We start from the raw sequence: 20,572 nt of genomic DNA, 5'->3' as shown, positions 1-20,572 counted from the left end.
AAGTTTTGTATTCCACTATTTAGGGTCGCTTCAAATTCCTGAAAACAAGGGGGATTTTTCCATCATTCAGGAGCGGGAATACTCCCGACAATTTCTTTCCACTTTATTCCAGTTCGTCTACTTCCAGTTCCTCACTTTTCCGATAACCCGAACTGGTCAGTACGGCAATCAGCTGCTGCTGTTCATCCACCAAGTGTACTTCGATGAAAGGTACCCGGGCATGATTATACGTCTCAGTAGCCTCCGCATACACATAACCTTGGCTCACCGCACGCAAGAATGTGATATTCGCATTCAGCGACAAGGTCAGCCTCCCTCGGCTGTTTGCCACCGCGGCGAAAGCCAGGTCAGCCAGTGTGAACAACGCACCTCCCTGGCAAACCCCTCCGGCATTCAAATGTTTTTCGGTCACTTTCATCCGTGCCTTGGCATATCCCGGACTGATTTCCAACAATTCTACTCCTGCCTCCGCCGCAAAACGGTCGGCCGACAGCAATTCTTTCAAGGTTCCCATATCTCTTAATGTATTGTCACCATCGTAGCTCCAAATCCGTATTCCCGGAAAGAAGCATCCTGCCATTGGTAAGTCTTGTACTTCCGCTTCAGTTCATCCAGAATGGCCCGGCGCAGCACGCCGTCTCCCTTGCCATGGATAAACACAATCCGCTGGCCTTTCTTCTGCTTATACTCTTCCAGCGTCTTGCGGAACACCTCCAGCTGATAGTTCAGCATTTCCGCATTGCCCATGCCGGTGGTATCGTCCAGCAATTCATGGATGTGCAGGTCCACCTCCACAATCTCGTTCTTCACCACATGCTGCTTTTTCTGCACCTTGGCCGGTACGTCCTGCACGCTCTTCTGCAACAAGGCATTCTTGATGTCATCGGCCGATACAAAGACCTGCTTTACCGCCTCATCGTCCTTCACAATCTCATAAATCAATGCCGGTTCTTCAAAGAAATCGGAAGGCTGGAACGTATGCAGCTTGTAGAACTTCACCGTGTCGATGCGCAATTCCTGGCTCACCGCCGGCTTAAACAGGAAGCTACGGTCGTCCTTATAAGCCAGAAGCTGGACCGCCACACGCTCCATACCGTTCAAGGCACTCTTTTCAAATTCTTCCAGATGCTGCTTCATGTTCGGTTTCACTGTACCCCGGCTGCGCAACGTCCAGCTGTTGCCTTCTGCCGAAAGATACAGGTAATCCACGAAATAATTGCTGTCATTCACCAGATAGGCATCAAAAGCGGTAGAGGAGATGGCCTTCACATCCTGCGGCACGTAGGCCAGGAACACGTTCAGCACATCATTCCCCCGGATTTCCGGAGCCCGATACGTAATCGGTTTTTCTTCTTCCACCTCTTCTTCCTCTTCCACCTCCGGAGCCGACGGCTTCTTGGTTGATTTCAACGGAATATTATAGTCATCTGTCTGAACCACCACACATTCTTTAATCAGCATGGGGATTTCAAACCCGTCCTCCCCTTCTACCAATGCCACATCTTTTCCCTGAAAGCCACGGACAATCCCGCCGCCCACTTCGCTCAGGAAACGTACTTTATCTCCTATTTTCATATCTTTACTCTGATTTTATAACTCTGACAAATGTAACGACTTTCATCGGAATATGGAAATTATTCAAGAAGCCATGAGAGGAAGTCCACGAAAAAAATATTCTGCTAGGAGGATTCTGCTAATTATTGTACTTTTGCAAAAAAATAAACGACATGGAAGATACAAAGCATATAAAAATCAGCGATTACAATTATCCGCTGCCGGATGACCGCATCGCAAAATTCCCGCTGCCGGTCCGCGACCAGTCCAAGCTGCTGGTGTATCGGCACGGACAAATCAGTGAAACCCATTTCACTTCCCTTCCGGATTACCTGGAACCCGGAACTCTCATGATTTTCAACAACACGAAAGTGATTCAGGCCCGTCTGCATTTCCGCAAGGAAACCGGTGCCCTGATTGAGATATTCTGCCTGGAGCCCATCGAGCCCAACGATTATGCCCTCAACTTCCAGCAAACCCAGCATGCGGCCTGGCTCTGCATGATTGGCAACCTGAAGAAATGGAAGGAAGGCCCGCTGCACAAGGAAATGACAGTCAAAGGCAAAACCCTGACCCTGACGGCTACCCGCGGCGCCTGCCACGGCACCAGCCACTGGATTGATTTCACCTGGGACAACCCCGAAGTGACCTTTGCCGACATTCTTGAATTCTTCGGCGAACTACCCATTCCTCCCTACTTGAACAGAGAGACACAGGAAAGCGACAAGGAGACTTATCAGACGGTCTATTCCAAGATAAAAGGTTCCGTAGCGGCCCCGACCGCCGGCCTGCACTTCACCGAGCGCGTATTGAACGCCCTGAAAGAAAAAGGAGTCGACCTGGAGGAAGTGACCCTCCACGTGGGAGCCGGCACGTTCAAACCTGTGAAAAGTGAAGAAATTGAAGGACACGAAATGCATACGGAATACATCTCCGTGAACCGGAGTACCATCGAGAAACTGCTGGCACACGGAGGCGAGGCGGTAGCGGTGGGCACCACTTCCGTCCGTACCTTGGAGAGTCTTTACTACATCGGAGTGACCCTTTCACAGCATCCCGACGCCAGTCAGGAAGAGCTGCACGTACAGCAATGGCAACCCTACGAAACCCATCCGGCACTGAGCACGCTGGAGGCCCTGCAACACATCCTCGACTACATGGACCGTCACGGACTGGAAGCCCTGCACACCAGTACCCAGATTATCATCGCTCCGGGATACGAATACCACATCGTCAAAAAAATGGTGACCAACTTCCACCAGCCGCAGAGCACGTTGCTGTTGCTGGTTTCAGCCTTTGTAAAAGGAAACTGGCGACCGATTTACGACTATGCGCTGGCTCACGATTTCCGTTTCCTGAGCTACGGCGATTCGTCCTTACTGATACCCTAAAATTTAAACGCCTCAACCGATGAAAGATAATAGCGAAGAAATGTTTCCCCTCGTAGACGAGGAAGGAAACCTCATGGGAGCGGCCACCCGAGGAGAATGTCACAACGGCAGCAAGCTCTTGCACCCGGTGGTCCACCTGCATGTATTCAACAGCAAAGGAGAACTCTATCTGCAGAAACGACCGGACTGGAAAGACATCCAGCCCGGCAAATGGGATACTTCCGTGGGAGGGCATATCGACTTGGGAGAAAGCGTGGAGATGGCCTTGAAGCGGGAAGTCCGCGAAGAACTCGGCATTACCGACTTCACCCCTCAGCTACTGACTCATTATGTATTCGAATCCGCACGGGAAAAAGAACTGGTATTTTCCCATAAAACCGTGTACGACGGTCCTATCTCTCCCAGTGAAGAACTGGATGGGGGACGTTTCTGGCCCCTCGAAAAAATCCGGGAAAACCTGGGAAAAGGCGTGTTTACACCTAATTTTGAACGGGAATTCACCACTGTACTCCAGAATAACGCTCAGTAAGACTAATCTGAAAACGCCACTGACTTTTCAGGAAAATACGCTTATCCTTACTAGGTTTCCCCACCGGAAAACATACGTTTCCCCTGGCAGAGCCATAAGTTTCCACCAAGAGAAACGTACGGTTCCGCCAAGGGAAACCTAAAAAACGACAAGACGCTACCGCCTCCTTGCCGAATCATTTTCAATATTCCACCTTATCCGTTTTGGCCGTCCAGGCCTGAAAGGCTTTGATGGCTTCTTCCGGCAGCAATACCTCTGAAGGCAAGCGTCTTTCTGCCGGTTTCAAATCCAATTCCTCGTAAATAAAGGCATCATCGAAACCGATGGCTGCCGCATCATGCTTGTTGTTCCCATAATACATCCGGTCCAGGTGCGCCCAATAGATAGCACCCAGGCACATGGGACAAGGCTCACACGAAGTATAGATTTCACATCCGCTCAAATCAAACGTCCCCAGGTTCTTGGCAGCTGCCCGAATGGCACTCACCTCCGCATGGGCCGTCGGGTCACAATCCGGAGTGACCCGATTTACTCCCGTGGCCACAATTTCCCCATTCCGGGCAATCACAGCCCCGAAAGGACCTCCTCCTTCTGCTACATTCTTCACAGACAATTCGATTGCTTTTCGCATCAATTCTTCTTTTGTCATACGATTTAGTTTTAAGTCCAAGTTTCTATCTGCGGAAAATAGGAAAAAACTTAGAATTATCCAAATTTTTTCTTTACATTGCAGAATCCACCTTAACCGTCATAGCCTATGAAAACCTATATGCTTACCTTCCTGCTTGGTTTGTCCTGCTTCCTGCTTTCAGCCTCCCCCTCGAATATAGAGAAACTCACGGAAACCGCCGATGCATTTTACCAAGCGGGAAAGCCTGATTCCGCTTTATGGGCCATCGACCAGGCCATCCAACAGGCTTTGACCGAAAAGGATACCTGCGGCATGGTGTCCTGCTACACCTCACAAGGGGCATACTTGCGTTCTTCCGGAAAGATTCCGGAAGCAGTAGCGGCGTATGACAAGGCCCTGCAACTAGCCGTCCGCCTGCCTGAAAACTCGGAAGAGAACCGGCAGGCCCTTGTCACACTCTACAACAACCTGGCCACCATCCACCTGGATATGAAGGATTCGGAACAAGCCTTGAAATATGCACACGAAGCAGTCGCCCAAGCAGACCAATGTCAGGACACAGCTTTCCGTACTCAGATTTACAATGTATGCGCTTCAATCTTCATCACACAAAAGGAGTATAAAGCAGCCAAAACTTATCTGTCTAAAGCCATAGAGCTTTCGCAACAGCTTCAGCAACCGGAAACCGAACTCAGTGCACGCACCTACTACCTGCTGGCCCTGTTTCGGGAGGGTGCATCCTCCCAAGAGATTCAGCCGCTCGTCCAACAGACTAACCGGCTTGCTTCCAACGTACGCTCAACCATGGCTCTCGTCAATTACTATCAGGTGCTCTTTTATGTACAACAAACCCAGAAAGAATGGAGGCAGGCCGCACAGACCGCCCAAAAGATGCTGCAGCTGCCGGGTATCGAAAATTATCCGTTTCTGGAATACGACATCTACAACAATCTTCACCTTGTTTACAAGGAACTGGCCGACTACCGACAGGCTTACCACATATTAGGGCTGGCCAAAACCCTCGGCGATTCGCTGTTCGTACAAGACAAAAGCCGTCAGCTGGAGGAACTCTCCGTGAAATATGAAACCCAAAAGAAAGAACTGGAATACCAACAGCTACAAGAAAAGCGACAGAAAGAAAAGCAGAATCTGCAACTGAAAATCACCGCCTTGCTCATCCTGCTGGCAGTCATGGCTTTCATCTCGCTCTATTTCATTCAAAAACAGAGGCTACGTATCGAACGGCAGAAAAGAGAGGCGGAGACACAGCGCAGTGAATTTGAGAACTTACAACGTGAAACAGCGCGCAATGCCACACGCACGTATCTGAAAGAACTGGAAGAAGAACGCAACCGGCTGGCAAAAGAGCTCCACGACGGGGTATGCAACGACCTGTATGCCTTGGAAATGAATGCCGTTTCTCTTGATGAGCCCTGGAAGGAAGTGCTACGCAACAGTCGGGAAAACATCCGGCGGGTATCGCACGAACTGCTTCCTCCCACCTTTCAGGAAACCACGCTCAAACAAGTGCTGCAAAATTATGCGGAACGCATGACCTCAGCCGCTTGCCAGGTCAGCTTTACCACCCAGCCTGAAGAATGCGACTGGTCGGTGCTTCCCGAGACCTACAGCCTGAATATCTACCGCATCATTCAGGAAGCAACCAGCAATGCGCTCAAACATGCTTCTCCAACCGAGATTCATCTCTCGCTGGAATGGAAGCTTCCCAACCTGGAACTCACCATATTCCACAACGGACACTTCATCTCCACCTCCGGAAAGGGTATCGGATTGCAGACCATGAAGGAACGTGCGATGGCCTTAAAAGGAAGCATTGCACTGGATTCTCAGAAGATGACAATCATTATTCCACTGTTCACCTAGAAAACTACGGGTTACCGTGGGGAGAATCTCAAGAGGGTTGCGTACTTTTGTTAATAAATAAAAAGACGACACACAAATGAACCTGAATGTAGCCATTATCGACGATCATCCTCTTGTGTTGGAAGGGTTGAAAAGCTTGTTGTCCCATACTCCGGGGATAACAAGCATACATACGGCACAGACAGGCTCTCAACTGAAAAATTTAATGGGGCAATTTGATTTCCAACTCTACATCATCGATTTGGATTTGCCAGACATAGATGGATTTACGCTTATACAGCAGATAAAACAAAAAGCCCCGACAGCCAAGATTGTGGTCAGTACCATGCACGAAGAAATCTGGATTGTCAACAAACTGAAGAATCCGGACATCGATGCAGTCGTATTCAAATCGTCGGCAGGAAAATACATAGAAAAAGCCATACAGGCTGTCCTCAAGGGGAAAACATACTATTGTCCGCAATTCCAAAAAATCTATAAAGAAAAAGAAAAGGTCAGCAATACGACCGACACGCTTGATTCCGCCCCCACCATTCGGGAACTGGATGTGCTAAAAGCCATTGCCAAAGGAATGAATACCCATGAAATTTCCGAATGCCTCTTTATTTCAGAAAATACCGTAGAATGGCACCGCAAAAACCTGATGGTAAAATTCGGCGCAAAGAATGCCACCGATTTGGTCATCAAGGCACTCTCGAAAGGCTATCTCAGTATTCCCCTGAACTAGATATGCTCCATAATATTGATTATGGCTTATAAAAGAAGCTGTTACTATGATTCTTGAATAGCAAAGAAATTACTGAAAAACACTATTGCCCAACTGCGTCTCCAAAGGAAGCCCGACAATTTGAGAAAAGAAAAAACACTCCATTTAGTTTTTGGAGACTTATCATAAAATAACCTTAAACGTAAACGCCTTATGAAAACACTTGCTTACTATTTGTTAGGCATCTTTTCATTGTGTATTCTGAATGCCTGCAGTGATGAAGAATCCCCCAGTCCACAACCTCCTCTTTCCAAAGGACAAGAAGAGATACAAACTATTGCTGAAGTCCTGAAAGCAAGCGAACCGCAAGTGAGCCAGTTTGTGGAAATACTGGAAAAAACAAATGTAGCCGACCTCCAGGAAAGTCAACTGACCGTTTTTGCCGTGAAAAACGCCAATGCCGCCAGTCGCACCGAAAAACTGGACACGGCCTCCATTAAAAACCACATTATAAAAGGAAGGTACACCAAAAACGAACTTACTGAAGGAAGCACCCTGACCAGTATCAGCAATGAAACACTTTACGTGACACGTGAGGAAGACAAAATTCAAATCAACGGTATCCAGATTGAAGGAGAAGCCATTCCGGCAGGAAACAGTTATGTATATGTCGTACCAGAAGTCATACCCATGCTCGACGGACCGATTGTCAGCTTACATGAAACGACCATTCTTGTGCTATTGCCTACTGGAGAACCGCTGGAAGGGGTGACCATTGAGGCCCAAGAGGGAAATGGTACCGTATTGGGGCCTTTCACGACCGATGAAAACGGAGCAGCAATCATTTCACATCAGAATGATACATTAACCTATGTCATTCACAAAGAGGATTACTCCAATCTATCCGACGGATTCCTCATTGAAGGAGCTGACGCCAATGGCAATCTGGTCTTCGCTGACCTGAATGGCGATGGAGTAATCAATGCGGATGACAAGGTAAGCAGTGAACCGTATAGATACTACCTGAATTACAGGAACCTTACAGAAAACGACGTAACCAAAATCTGCTACATGGCCCAAATTGAAGATGTAAACGTAGCTGAAATACAAGCCAAATGGAGCGAAGAACTCGGCATCTACCTGACTCAAGTCAAAAACCTGGAATACAGCCTGCTATACGATACGTATTTCGACTATAAAATGGTGGAATATACCTCCAGTCCTTTCTGGGAACTTGCTTACCAAACCTTAGGAAACGGTAAAAAATACTTGGACCTGGTTACCTCATTAAATACCTCAGAAGGATGGGCTGCATCCTGGGACATGACCGTCGACTACGCAATGATTCAAAACCAACTATTGGGATATTATGGAAAAATCATACCCAACGACAACCAAACAAGTCAAGAGTGGCTACTCTACTATCTGGCAAATTTAATTCTCAACACAACAGAGAAAAGAGACTTGGCAACCAGAGCCTTGCTTGGGAAAACCTACCTGATTTCCGGATATTACCAAGAAGCCCTTCAACAGTGCCAGTATATACTGGACAGCAAGGTCTTTAGTCTGGACCCGGAAGCAACAAACCAATCAGATAGTCAGGAAGTTCTTTGGGGAGGCTATAAAGATAATTTCGGAAATCCGGGAGGAAGCTACATTCACCCCATCCTTTTGCGTGAAGTATACCTCATGGCCGCCATCGCTTATTCTCTCACCGGGAATGAAATGCAAGCCACTGAAATCAAAAATCAACTAAAAGAAGCATTCTCACTGAGTGGAACAGACTGGACGGAATGCATCCAACTGCTACAAGGAACAGGAGGAGCCTATCCTTACTATCGTCTGCTGAACATTCCCATCGAACAAACTGGATTCAGCAGTCCCACCAATTACTACTTACCTATTCCTGCGGAAACACTCTACAACAATCCGGGTATGACACAAAATCCGGGTTACTAAATTCTCTCTTATAACAAAAAAATCCCAGCCGGAATCATCCGGTTGGGATTTTACTTTTATATCTTGAAAGGAGACGATTACATCATACCGCCCATGCCGCCCATTCCTGGAGCGCCCATCGGCATTTCAGCCTTTTCTTCTTTCTTTTCTACGATGACACATTCAGTAGTCAGGAACATACCGGCAATTGAAGCGGCATTTTCCAAAGCTACACGAGTTACTTTGGCAGGATCAACTACACCTGCTGCGTGCAAGTGTTCGTATACATCTGTACGAGCATTGTAACCGAAGTCACCCTTGCCTTCACGTACTTTCTGAACCACTACGGCACCTTCCTTACCGGCGTTGGCTACAATCTGACGAAGCGGCTCTTCGATGGCACGTTTGATGATTTCAATACCGGTTGTTTCATCGGCATTGTCACCCTTCATGCCTTCCAATGCATCGATGGCACGGATGTAAGTGACACCACCACCCGGTACGATACCTTCTTCGATAGCGGCACGAGTAGCACACAAAGCGTCATCTACACGGTCTTTCTTTTCCTTCATTTCCACTTCGCTGGCAGCACCTACGTAAAGAACAGCTACACCACCTGACAACTTAGCCAGACGTTCCTGCAGTTTTTCTTTGTCGTAGTCAGAAGTAGAGTTCTTGATTTCAGCCTTGATCTGGTTGACACGTTCCTGAATCAATTCTTTCTGACCAGCACCGTTTACGATAGTCGTATTTTCTTTTGTCACAGTTACCTTGTCGCAAGTACCCAGCATTTCCAAAGTAGCCTGTTCCAGTTTCAAGCCCTTTTCTTCGCTGATGACTACACCACCGGTCAATACGGCGATATCTTCCAGCATGGCTTTACGACGGTCGCCGAAGCCCGGAGCTTTCACTGCACAAATCTTCAACTGGCTACGCAGACGGTTCACAACCAAAGTAGTCAAGGCTTCGCTGTCTACGTCTTCTGCGATAACCAGCAACGGACGTCCGCTCTGTACAGCCGGTTCCAAGATAGGCAAGAAATCTTTCAAGTTAGAAATCTTCTTATCGTAAATCAGGATATACGGATGTTCCATCACGCATTCCATCTTTTCCGTATCGGTTACAAAGTAAGCTGACAAGTAACCACGGTCGAACTGCATACCTTCTACTACACCGATGGTAGTATCAGTACCTTTAGCCTCTTCAATGGTGATGACACCATCTTTAGAAACCTTGCGCATGGCATCTGCAATCAATTTACCGATTACCGGATCATTGTTGGCAGAAATAGTAGCCACCTGTTCAATCTTGTCGTAGTTGTCGCCTACAGTTTCAGCCTGTGACTTGATTGATTCAACCACTTTTGCAACGGCCTTGTCAATACCACGTTTCAAATCCATCGGGTTAGCACCGGCTGTAACGTTCTTCAAACCTACGCCAACAATCGCCTGCGCCAATACGGTTGCGGTAGTAGTACCGTCTCCGGCATCGTCTCCAGTCTTTGAAGCTACTGATTTCACCAGCTGTGCACCAGTGTTCTGGAAAGGGTCACTCAGTTCCACTTCCTTTGCTACAGTTACACCATCCTTCGTGATGTGAGGAGCACCGAATTTCTTTTCGATGATTACGTTACGTCCTTTCGGGCCCAGTGTCACTTTCACTGCATTAGCCAGTTCATCTACACCTTTTTTCAACTGATCGCGAGCGTCAATGTTGAAGAGAATATCTTTTGCCATATTGAATTTTCCTTTCTAATCTTTTAAATAAATGAATGAATTATCCCAAAACTGCCAGTACATCGCTCTGACGCATCATCAAATACTTCACACCTTCGTATTCGATTTCTGTACCAGAATATTTTCCGTACAAGACCGTATCGCCTACTTTCAAGACCATTTCTTCGTCTTTTGTGCCATGGCCTACGGCCACTACTTCACCCTGCAACGGTTTCTCTTTTGCTGTGTCAGGAATAATAATACCGCCGATTGTTTTTTCTTCTGCAGGAGCCGGAAGAATCAGGACTCTGTCTGCTAATGGTTTAATGTTCATAATACTATATTTTTTTTACGTTTATACTACATTATAGCCTCATGCATTGTTTCATGAAAGCACTAACCTCCTTACGAAAAGTGTGCCAAAACCGCAAAACTGACATTATGGCATGAAATGACTGACAAACTGGGGTTCTTTTCTGCCAGCCCTAATAGGTTACCACCCTAAAACAATCTTTCATTAAATTGCACACTTTTTGAAAAATAATTATCTTTACCACCTAAAACTAATTAAAAGATTTATGAATATTACCCTGAAAACTCTCACTTTGGCCACGGCTCTTTCCTGCAGCATGGCCACGAGTTGGGCTTCTCAGTTTACACAAGCATCGACTCAAAAGCAAAATGACTATGAAATGTTCATGGAGAAGATACGAAACAGCACTGTCAAGAATCCCTCCATTGATAAAGACCTGACTTTATTCCAGGAAAATGGTTCCTTCAGCGACATCGACTACGATGATACCCAGATGACTAACTGGACACCCATCAAACATGTAGAACGTTTGTCTGACTTTGTGTATGCATACACCAATCCCAAAAACCAATATTACCAGAACGAGGACTTGTATCAGAAAATCGTCAAAGGACTGGAGTACTGGTATGACGTGGATTCTGAAAGCGACAACTGGTGGCACAACCAGATTTCTGAACCACAGAAATTGGGTCTTCTGCTCATCCAAATGCGCATTGGAAAAAAACAGATTCCACAAGACCTGGAAACCAAAATACTGAAACGCCTCCAGGAAACAGGAGGCGACCCGGCTAAATGGACAGGCGCCAACCGCACGGACATTGCCCTGCACTGGATCTACCGTTCTTGCTTGACACAGAACGAAACCGACCTGAAAACAGCCATCGACAACGTCTTCAATCCAATCGTATATACCACAGAGGAAGGTTTCCAGCATGACAACAGTTATTTCCAGCATGGAGAACAGCTTTATATCGGAGGATATGGCGATGAAATCATCAAAGGAGTCACTCAGGTTGCCTCTTACGCATTAGGCACACAATATGAACTCAGCAAGGAAAAGGTGGAGTTGCTCAGCAAATTCATGCGTGAAACTTATTATCGTGCCGTGCGCGGACAAAACATGTCGTTCGATGTGGTAGGACGCAGCGTAAGCCGTCCGGGATTGTTGAACAAACGAACCACTACCACCTATGCCAAACGTATGATTGACATTGACCCGGCCCATGCCGAGGAATACAAGGCCATCATTGCCCGGCTGAACCGCAAACAGCCTGCCGACTATCAGGTGACAGCATCTCATACCCATTATTTCCGCGGCGATTACTCTCTGCATGTACGCCCGCAATACAACTTCGATGTACGTCTGGCTTCTACCCGTACCAAGAAATGTGAATATGGCAATAAGGAAAACCTGAAGACCTATTTCATGTCCGACGGATGTACCAACATCGTACAGACGGGAGATGAATACTTCAACATCTTCCCGGTATGGAACTGGTGTCATATTCCGGGAACAACCGCTCCACAGGTAGAGAAGATTCCAATGGATCCAAAGGCATGGGGAGTATTGGGCACTTCTACATACGCAGGCGGAGTTTCTGACAGCATTTACGGAGCTACCGCATACGCCTATATGGACACCAATCCGGAAGTCAACACGGGTGCCAAGAAAAGCTGGTATTTCTTTGACAATGAGGTTGTGTGCTTGGGTGCCGGCATCCAATCTACCTCCACTTATCCGGTTCACACCACTGTCAACCAGTGCTTCCTGAAAGACGGCATACAGGTCAATAAGAACGGGAAAGAAGAAGCTGTGGAAAAAGGCAGCTACACCTTGCAGGCTCCACAGTGGGTACTGCACGACCATATCGGCTATTTCTTCCCGCAGAAAGAAGAAGTGTTCCTGACCGCCCAGACACAGACTGGACGCTGGTATGATATCAACACCAGCAAGTCGAAGAAGGAAGAAAAAATGGATGTCTTTACCTTGGGCATCAACCATGGAGTAGGCCCGAAAGACGGCTCCTACGCCTACATTGTAGTACCAGGAAAAACTTCAGCCAAAGAAATGGAGGATTATCAGAAGAAAAATGCCATTGAAATTCTTTCGAATACAGCAAAGATTCAAGCCGTAAGAAACACTAAGCTGAATGTTTGGATGGTGACTTTCTTCGAAGCGGGTACATTCAAGCATAAAGAACTGAGCGTAACGGTGGACAAGCCGTGTGTGTTGATGGTAAAAGATATTACCGCCAAGACTGCGAACCTGCATATTGCCGATCCGGGACAAACCCAATCGCCCATTCAGGTGGAACTGAAAATCGGAAAGAAAAAACAAACACTTACCGCCGACTTCAGTCAGACAGGTATTTATGCCGGAGCAACCAAGCAGTATACCGTGAAACTATAACCCAGCCTAGTTATTAACTAGTATAAAAAAAGAAACTCCATGACATTCAAGACAAGATGTTATGGAGTTTCTTTTTATCCTCATTTGTCTTCCGAATCCGAAAACAAGTCCTTCACAGGAGAAGCTGATGCCATATCCTTGTCTGCTTCTTGCCGGAGACGAGGAGAGAATTTCTTTTTCGACGTAATTCCCAGTTCTGTCAGCATATCCGCCTGACGAATCAGGTTGCCTTTCCCCTGTGAAAGCTGTCCCAAGGCATTCTTGTAAGCCGTGGAAGCTGCCTGCAGCGTATCACCGATTTTCTCGAAAGTCTCGGTAAATCCCACCAGCTTCTCATACAACACAGTACCTCGCTTGATGATGTCCTGAATGTTTTTCACCTGATACTCCCGCTTCCACAAATCCAGCGCCAGCCTCAGCGCCGCAATCAGGTTCGTAGGGCTCATCAGCACCACTTTCTTTTGATACGCATAGTTCCACAAGTCCGGGTCGGCCTGGAGTGCCAGCAGGTACGCCGGCTCATTGGGCACAAACATCATCACGAAATCCAAGGCCGACACATTGTAACTGGAATAATCCTTCCGGCTCAGCTCGTCAATGTGCGCCTTGACCGAAGCCAGATGCGCTTTCAGGTACTGTTCCCGCTGTCCAGCATCCTCACACCCCACATAGTTGGCATAAGCCGTAAGCGATACCTTCGAGTCGATAATCACTTGCCGGTTGTCCGGATACACCACCAGCACATCGGGCTGCATCCGTTGTCCCAGCTCATTCTTGAGCGGCTCGCCATGCTCATCTTTCAGGAATTCCTGACGGAAATATTCTTCCCCTTCCCGCAAACCGGAATTCTCCAGGATGGTTTCCAGAATCATTTCTCCCCAATTTCCCTGTACCTTGGAATCTCCTTTCAAGGCCCGGGTCAAGTTGTTGGCATCGTCACTGATTTGCTTGTTCAGCTGCATCAGTTCCTTGATACGGTCCTCCAGCGAAAAACGCTGCTTGGATTCCTTGTCGTACACTTCTTCCACCTGATGCTTGAACTCCTTCAGGTTTTCGCCAAAAGGTTTCAACAGATTGCCCAACGTTTCCGAGCTGAGCCGATTGAACGCCTCCGTCTTCTGCTGGAAAATGCGGTTGGCCATGTTCTCAAACTCCATATTCAACTGCTTCCGCAACTGCTCCACTTCTTCCTTCTGATGCGTCAAACGCTCTTCTAAATTCCGACGCTCCGCTTGTGAAGCTGCCAGTGCCCGACCGGTCTCACTCCACTTTCCGGAAAGTTCGTCCAACTGCCCACGCAGTCTCTCCGTCTCTTTCTTATACTGTTCTGCTAAAGCCGCCGCACGTTCCTTCTCTGCTTGAAGCAAATCCTGGGCATGTGCCTCGCTCCACTGCAACTGTGAGCGCAAGGCTACCGATTTCCGGGCTGCGAACAAATAGCCCAGCAAACCTCCCACTATCACGCCAATCACTAAATATACGATTTCCATATCTCCTGTTCTACTGTGAATTATTTATCAGTGTTCAGATAAAAAACACAGGTTCCACGAAACCGAAGTCCGAAGCCTCTACCTCTTCCGCCTTCTTCCGTGAAACCTGCGTTCTTATTTTATTAGAAATGATTCACACTTATCCGTGAATGGCAGCCACCAATTCATCCGGAGTAACCAGCGACTGCTCGCCGCTTGCCATATTCTTCAGTGTCACCTTTCCTTCTTTCATTTCGTTTTCACCTACAATAGCTACAAACGGTACCATCTTCGCATTGGCATAGCTCATCTGCTTCTTCATCTTGGCTGCATCCGGATAGATTTCCGCACGGATACCTGCCGCACGCGCCTGTGACAAGATAGGAAGTACATAAGCCGCTTCTGCCTCTCCAAAGTTGACGAACAGCAGTTGCGTACCGTTCACGGCTTCCTTCGGATACAAATCCAGCTGGTTCAGCACATCGTAAATACGGTCGGCACCAAAAGAGATACCTACGCCCGACATACCGTCCATACCAAACACTCCTGTCAGATTGTCATAACGGCCACCTCCACTGATACTACCAATCTGTACATCCAAGGCCTTCACTTCAAAGATGGCTCCTGTATAATAGTTTAATCCGCGGGCCAACGTCAAATCCAGTTCCACTTCCGACTTGATACCCAGTCTGGCAATCGTCTTCAGGATAAATTCGCTTTCCTCCACCCCTTTCAGACCAGTTTCACTGGCAGCCAGCACATTCTTCAATGTAGCCAGTTTCTCTTCGTTCGAACCGCTCAGCAAGATAATCGGCTGCAACTTGTCAATCGCTTCCTGCGGAATACCCTTTGAAGCCAGTTCCGCATTCACATTGTCCAAACCGATTTTATCCAACTTGTCGATGGCTACCGTAATGTCGACAATCTTATCTGCTTCTCCGATAATCTCCGCAATACCGGTCAGAATCTTACGGTTGTTAATCTTGATGGAAACCCGGATACCGAATTTCTGGAACACCGTATCAATCATCTGCACCAGTTCCACCTCATTCAGCAGCGAATTGCTGCCCACCACGTCGGCATCACACTGGTAGAACTCGCGGTAACGTCCCTTCTGCGGACGGTCGGCACGCCATACCGGCTGAATCTGGAAACGCTTGAACGGGAAAGTGATTTCATCACGGTGCATCACCACGTAACGTGCGAAAGGAACCGTCAGGTCATAGCGCAACCCCTTCTCACAGAACTTGCTGGCCAACTTGGCTGCGTTCCGGCTCAACAGCTCTTCATCGGTCAGCCCAGAGAAATAATCCCCCGAATTCTGGATTTTGAAAAGCAGCTTGTCGCCTTCCTCCCCGTACTTTCCCATCAAGGTAGACAGGTTTTCCATGGAAGGAGTCTCTATCTGCTGAAAGCCATAAAGATAGAACACTTCGCGAATCGTGTTGAATATATAGTTACGTTTCGCCATTTCCACCGGCGAAAAGTCTCTCGTTCCTTTCGGTATACTTGGTTTTGTTGCCATAATGAATCAGTCTTTAAATTAACGGGGCAAAATTACGAATAAAATTTCTACCTTCCACACACAAAACGAAAGGATTTCACGCTTACTCGCGGCGATTCATATAAATTGTCACGTAGTAAATCAACGTAGCCAATGAACCCAGTGCCGCTACTACATACGTATAGGCAGCCGACTTCAAGGCATCCGTGGCCTGCTGGTGATTGAAGGCATTGGTGATACCTGCCCGACTCAACCAAGCCAACGCCCGACGACTGGCATCAATCTCCACCGGGAGCGTAATAATACTGAACAAGGTAGTCATGGCAAACAGACAAATACCAATCAGCAGCAGCTGTGGGAAAGAATTTACCATGAGGATACCTGCCAGCAGCACCCACGATACGATGGAAGAAGAGAACTGTACCACCGGCACCAAGGCTGAACGCATCCGCAAAGGCGCATATCCCCGCGCATGCTGTACGGCATGTCCACACTCATGGGCAGCTACTGCCGCCGCAGCCACACTTGCACTTCCATAAACCCCTTCACTCAGGTTCACCGTCTTGTTCATCGGGTTATAATGGTCGGTCAGCATCCCCGACGTACTGGTCACCGTCACGTCGTAAATACCGTTGTCACGCAACATTTTTTCGGCGACTTCCCTTCCCGTCATCCCATTGGTCAGCGGAATCTGGGAATACTTTTCAAACTTACTCTTCAGACTGGCCTGAACCATGTAACTGAGAATCGCAATACCTATAAATACAATCCAAATAAACATAATTTCTTCATTTAATCGTTATATATTCTATCTTACAAAAACCTTGCCAAAAGAAAGGCTGTCAGTCGTTTCCGCTCAAAGATAAAGATTTTATTTTTCTATTCAGGCAACTTTGCGTAATTTTGCCCCATATTGAAAGAAAGACCATGATAGTTTGCATCGCCGAAAAGCCCAGCGTGGCACGCGACATCGCCGACGTGCTGGGAGCCAAGAACCGAAAAGAAGGATACATTGAAGGAAACGGATACCAGGTGACCTGGACATTCGGGCATTTGTGTACCCTGAAAGAACCGCATGAATATACTCCTTCATGGAAAACGTGGAGCCTGAGTACACTTCCCATGATTCCTCCCCGCTTCGGAATCAAACTGATCAACGACAGCGGGATTGAGAAGCAGTTCCACATCATCGAAAGACTGATGCAGGAAGCTGAAATGATTATCAACTGCGGGGATGCCGGCCAGGAAGGAGAACTCATCCAACGGTGGGTGATGCAGAAGGCCGGAGCCAAGTGTCCGGTCAAACGGCTCTGGATTTCCTCACTGACGGAAGAGGCCATCCGCGACGGTTTTGCACACTTGAAAGACCAGTCGGAGTTCCAGCCGCTCTACGAAGCCGGGCTGAGCCGGGCCATCGGCGACTGGACTTTGGGCATGAATGCCACCCGACTCTATACCCTGAAATACGGACAGAACAAACAGGTACTTTCCATCGGGCGGGTACAGACACCTACCCTGGCCCTGATTGTGAAAAGACAACAGGAAATCGAACATTTCGTACCCAAGCAGTATTGGGAACTGAAGACGGTCTACCGGGATACAGTCTTCTCGGCCATCGTACGCAAAAGTGACGAGGAACTGGCGGAAGAAGCCGAGAAGGAAAAAGAGAATCCTTCGACCAAGAAAAAGACACAGACCGATGCCAACCGAGGCATTCCGCAGATTACCGACGAACAGACGGGAAAAGATTTGCTGGAACGCATCCGGAACGTAGACTTCACCGTGACCGAAGTCAGTTCCAAGAAAGGTACGGAAGCTCCTCCCCGCCTGTTCGACCTGACTTCCCTTCAAGTAGAATGCAACAAGAAATTCAGCTACTCGGCCGACATGACCTTGCAGCTCATCCAGTCGTTGTATGAAAAGAAGGTGGCCACCTATCCGCGTGTGGATACCACTTTCCTGAGCGATGACATCTATCCCAAGTGTCCGAAAATTCTGGAGGGACTGAAAGATTATACCGTTTATACGGGCGCACTGGCCGGGAAACCGCTCCTCAAGTCGAAGAAGGTATTCGACAACAGCAAGGTGACCGACCACCATGCCATCATCCCTACGGGCGTACAGCCGCAGGGCCTCAGCGACATGGAAAAACGGGTATTCGACCTGATAGCCCGGCGCTTCATCGCGGTGTTCTACCCTGACTGCAAATTCTCGACGACCACCGTCATCGGGGAAGCCGACCAAATAGAGTTCAAAGTAACCGGCAAACAGATTCTGGAACCCGGCTGGCGGGTCATCTTTGCCAAGGACGTATCGGAAGAAAACAAGGAAAACGAAGAAGAAAGCGTATTACCCGCCTTCACCAAGGGAGAAAGCGGTCCACACAGTCCGATGCTCAACGAGAAATGGACACAGCCGCCCCGACCTTATACCGAGGCTACCCTGCTGCGTGCCATGGAAACTGCCGGAAAGCTGGTGGACAACGACGAACTGCGGGATGCCTTGAAGGAAAACGGCATCGGCCGCCCGTCTACCCGTGCCGCCATCATCGAGACTTTGTTCAAGCGGCATTACATCCGCAAGGAACGTAAAAACCTGATTGCCACTCCTACGGGCGTGGAACTGATTCAGCTGATTCACGAAGAACTGTTGAAATCGGCCGAACTGACCGGTATCTGGGAAAAGAAACTGCGGGAAATCGAGCGGAAGAGCTACGATGCGGGTACCTTCCTGGCCGAACTGAAACAGATGGTCACCGACATTGTGTACAGTGTGTTACGCGACAACAGTAACCGCCGTGTCACCGTCACCACCGACGACAGTCCGAAAATCCCGTTAAAAAAAGCCGCTGCCCCCAAGAGCAACGACGGTGAGCCCAAGAAGAAAGCCGCTCCCCGCAAGCCACGAGCCAGCAAGAAAACCGCCGCGCCGGATACTCCTAAAGAGGATACCCTTCCTGCCGACGACAGTATTTTGGGCAAAGCCTGCCCCGTATGCGGCACGGGTATCATCATCAAGGGGAAAATGGCCTACGGATGCTCACAGTGGAAAAACGGATGCAAGTTCCGCAAACCCTTCAAAGTGTGATCAAAAACGGATAAACGATAACCCAACTACCGAACTACAAACATACGAATACTAAGAATTTAAATTTCCCCAAATATCAGATTAACCTCAGATATTTGGGGAAATTTATTCTTTATCCTAAAGACTTCCGTAATTCTTCATCTCACGAACTTCCTGCCCAGCCACTTCCTTACAGGCTCATCATAGAGTTTCAGACACAGATAGGCCAAGACGATGCTTCCGAAATAAACCAATGCCGCCATCGGCCAGGTTTCTCCCAGCGTGTACAGTTTGTTTTCAATCAGCCACGCATAGAACAGGTACATCAAAGGATAGTGGATGGCATACAACGGATAGGATATATCGCCTAAAAACTTGCAGATACGGGTCGACCGCTTGTCGGTGGTCTGTCCGGAAGCCCCCAGACAAACCAGCATAGGGAATATGACAACAATGCAGACCATCTCGAACACCCCGTTCAGACACACGGGCGAATGGCCTTCCACATAAGGCACACAGAAAAGGACCAACAGAATGACACTGCAAATCCAAAACGCCCCCCGAACCTTAAACGGTCGGAAATTCCGCGATATCAGCATGCCCAGCGTGAACGGAAAAAGCATTCGCAACATCCCTCCCCAGAAGTTCAGTCCGTCGAGCGTCCAGCCCACGCCAATCATGCCGTAGCCCACCACGTCGGACAAGGCAAACCACGAAAGTCCTACTCCAAGCAATATCACCAAGACGGTCAGCGCTTTGTTGCTCAACCGGTGGATGAAAAGAGCATAAAGAATATTCCCGATATATTCAAAAAACAGCGACCAGCTGGGACCGTTCAACGAAAACATCTCCCCGTTTCCGCGTACGTCATAACCCGCTCCCGGATAGGCCGGTATGAAAAACATCGCCAGCAAGAGGGCCAGCATGACTGCGGAGGTAGCCACCTGCGTGCCGTCCCACTTCACCCCTCCCTGGATAAAGAAGGTAATGCAACCGATAACCGCTCCCATGACAATCATCGGATGAAGGCGAATCAGTCTTCGCTTGAAGAAGCCTTTCAAGGTCAGATTTTTTTTCCAGCGGTCGTCGTAAGCATAGCCGATGACAAAACCCGAAAGTATAAAGAAAAAGTCGACGGCCAGGTAGCCGTGGTTGATGACCGTGATGAGGGTGCCCCCTCCGGCAAAAGAGAAACCTTCAAAAATGTGATAAAACACCACCAGCAGTGCGGCCACTCCTCTCAGTCCGTCGAGCAGTTCATAATGCGGTTTCGTATCGGCAAAGGCCGAGGAAGAAATTGAATGATTCATATTGGAATAAATTGAATGTGACCCTGCAAAGATAGGGAATCACCCCCAATTTAAATTTGTCCTACCACTACTGTCCAATAAAAGTTAGCTAATCGGTCTTTGAAATTATTGAAATACAGTCTTTTAAGCAGTCCTTTAGAATGAAACGGATT

Annotated in this window: 16 protein-coding genes; 7 read left to right on the top strand and 9 right to left on the bottom strand. The window is 48.1% G+C overall.

All coding sequences use genetic code 11. The features are described from left to right. Positions 1-103: 103 nt before the first annotated feature. Positions 104-514 carry a PaaI family thioesterase gene (locus tag OCV81_RS11825; RefSeq protein WP_148330183.1) on the bottom strand — a complete coding sequence of 137 codons (411 nt, stop codon included), beginning with the start codon at positions 512-514 and terminating at the stop codon, positions 104-106. Positions 515-519: 5 nt separating this feature from the next. Beyond that, on the bottom strand, positions 520-1,575 hold the full coding sequence (locus OCV81_RS11820; RefSeq protein WP_148330182.1) for a DUF2027 domain-containing protein: 1,056 nt from the start codon (positions 1,573-1,575) through the stop codon (positions 520-522). Positions 1,576-1,727: 152 nt separating this feature from the next. On the opposite strand from OCV81_RS11820, the gene OCV81_RS11815 reads away from it, so the two are divergent. Both OCV81_RS11815 and OCV81_RS11810 read left to right on the top strand, forming a co-directional pair. Beyond that, complete coding sequence (locus OCV81_RS11815; protein WP_148330181.1) at positions 1,728-2,945, top strand: S-adenosylmethionine:tRNA ribosyltransferase-isomerase; 1,218 nt, start codon at positions 1,728-1,730, stop codon at positions 2,943-2,945. Between the two features lie 19 nt (positions 2,946-2,964). Further along, a complete protein-coding gene (locus tag OCV81_RS11810; protein ID WP_148330180.1) occupies positions 2,965-3,474 on the top strand; it encodes an NUDIX hydrolase in 510 nt (169 codons plus the stop codon). A 181-nt stretch (positions 3,475-3,655) separates the two neighbouring features. Here OCV81_RS11810 and OCV81_RS11805 read toward each other — a convergent pair whose 3' ends face one another. Continuing rightward, on the bottom strand, positions 3,656-4,123 hold the full coding sequence (locus tag OCV81_RS11805) for a nucleoside deaminase (protein ID WP_148330179.1): 468 nt from the start codon (positions 4,121-4,123) through the stop codon (positions 3,656-3,658). 108 nt (positions 4,124-4,231) lie between these two features. Between OCV81_RS11805 and OCV81_RS11800 the strand changes: the two genes are divergently transcribed. The 3 genes from OCV81_RS11800 to OCV81_RS11790 all read left to right on the top strand — a co-directional run bounded on the left by OCV81_RS11800 (position 4,232) and on the right by OCV81_RS11790 (position 8,654). Next, positions 4,232-5,989: a tetratricopeptide repeat-containing sensor histidine kinase gene (locus tag OCV81_RS11800; RefSeq protein WP_148330178.1), complete on the top strand. Its 1,758-nt coding sequence runs from the start codon at positions 4,232-4,234 to the stop codon at positions 5,987-5,989. Between the two features lie 76 nt (positions 5,990-6,065). Then, positions 6,066-6,716, top strand: coding sequence for a response regulator (locus OCV81_RS11795; protein ID WP_148330177.1), 651 nt, complete (start codon positions 6,066-6,068; stop codon positions 6,714-6,716). Between the two features lie 192 nt (positions 6,717-6,908). After that, on the top strand, positions 6,909-8,654 hold the full coding sequence (locus tag OCV81_RS11790; protein WP_148330176.1) for a fasciclin domain-containing protein: 1,746 nt from the start codon (positions 6,909-6,911) through the stop codon (positions 8,652-8,654). Between the two features lie 77 nt (positions 8,655-8,731). Here OCV81_RS11790 and groL read toward each other — a convergent pair whose 3' ends face one another. Further along, a complete protein-coding gene (gene groL / locus OCV81_RS11785; protein WP_148330175.1) occupies positions 8,732-10,369 on the bottom strand; it encodes a chaperonin GroEL in 1,638 nt (545 codons plus the stop codon). Between the two features lie 40 nt (positions 10,370-10,409). Next, positions 10,410-10,682: a co-chaperone GroES gene (locus OCV81_RS11780; RefSeq protein WP_007562047.1), complete on the bottom strand. Its 273-nt coding sequence runs from the start codon at positions 10,680-10,682 to the stop codon at positions 10,410-10,412. A 244-nt stretch (positions 10,683-10,926) separates the two neighbouring features. Here OCV81_RS11780 and OCV81_RS11775 point away from each other — a divergent pair, with 244 nt between their 5' ends. Next, positions 10,927-13,071, top strand: a complete 2,145-nt coding sequence (locus OCV81_RS11775) for a polysaccharide lyase 8 family protein (protein WP_262640340.1) — start codon at positions 10,927-10,929, stop codon at positions 13,069-13,071. Between the two features lie 80 nt (positions 13,072-13,151). Here OCV81_RS11775 and rmuC read toward each other — a convergent pair whose 3' ends face one another. The 3 genes from rmuC to OCV81_RS11760 all read right to left on the bottom strand — a co-directional run bounded on the left by rmuC (position 13,152) and on the right by OCV81_RS11760 (position 16,825). Beyond that, positions 13,152-14,561, bottom strand: coding sequence for a DNA recombination protein RmuC (gene rmuC, locus OCV81_RS11770; RefSeq protein WP_148330174.1), 1,410 nt, complete (start codon positions 14,559-14,561; stop codon positions 13,152-13,154). A 139-nt stretch (positions 14,562-14,700) separates the two neighbouring features. Continuing rightward, positions 14,701-16,065, bottom strand: coding sequence for a histidine--tRNA ligase (hisS, locus tag OCV81_RS11765; protein WP_148330173.1), 1,365 nt, complete (start codon positions 16,063-16,065; stop codon positions 14,701-14,703). Positions 16,066-16,147: 82 nt separating this feature from the next. Then, a complete protein-coding gene (locus OCV81_RS11760) occupies positions 16,148-16,825 on the bottom strand; it encodes a zinc metallopeptidase (protein ID WP_022354482.1) in 678 nt (225 codons plus the stop codon). A 146-nt stretch (positions 16,826-16,971) separates the two neighbouring features. On the opposite strand from OCV81_RS11760, the gene OCV81_RS11755 reads away from it, so the two are divergent. After that, entirely contained in the window at positions 16,972-19,131 is a 2,160-nt protein-coding gene (locus OCV81_RS11755) for a DNA topoisomerase 3 (protein WP_148330171.1), read from the top strand. Positions 19,132-19,268: 137 nt separating this feature from the next. Here OCV81_RS11755 and OCV81_RS11750 read toward each other — a convergent pair whose 3' ends face one another. Further along, positions 19,269-20,420 (bottom strand): acyltransferase family protein, encoded by a 1,152-nt coding sequence (locus OCV81_RS11750; RefSeq protein ID WP_148330170.1) that lies wholly within the window; start codon positions 20,418-20,420, stop codon positions 19,269-19,271. Positions 20,421-20,572 lie beyond the last annotated feature (152 nt).

Source organism: Phocaeicola fibrisolvens, from assembly GCF_025567125.1.
Taxonomy (GTDB): domain Bacteria; phylum Bacteroidota; class Bacteroidia; order Bacteroidales; family Bacteroidaceae; genus Phocaeicola; species Phocaeicola fibrisolvens.
The sequence above is the reverse complement of the archived record's forward strand: the minus strand, read 5'-3'. Positions and strand labels throughout refer to the sequence as shown.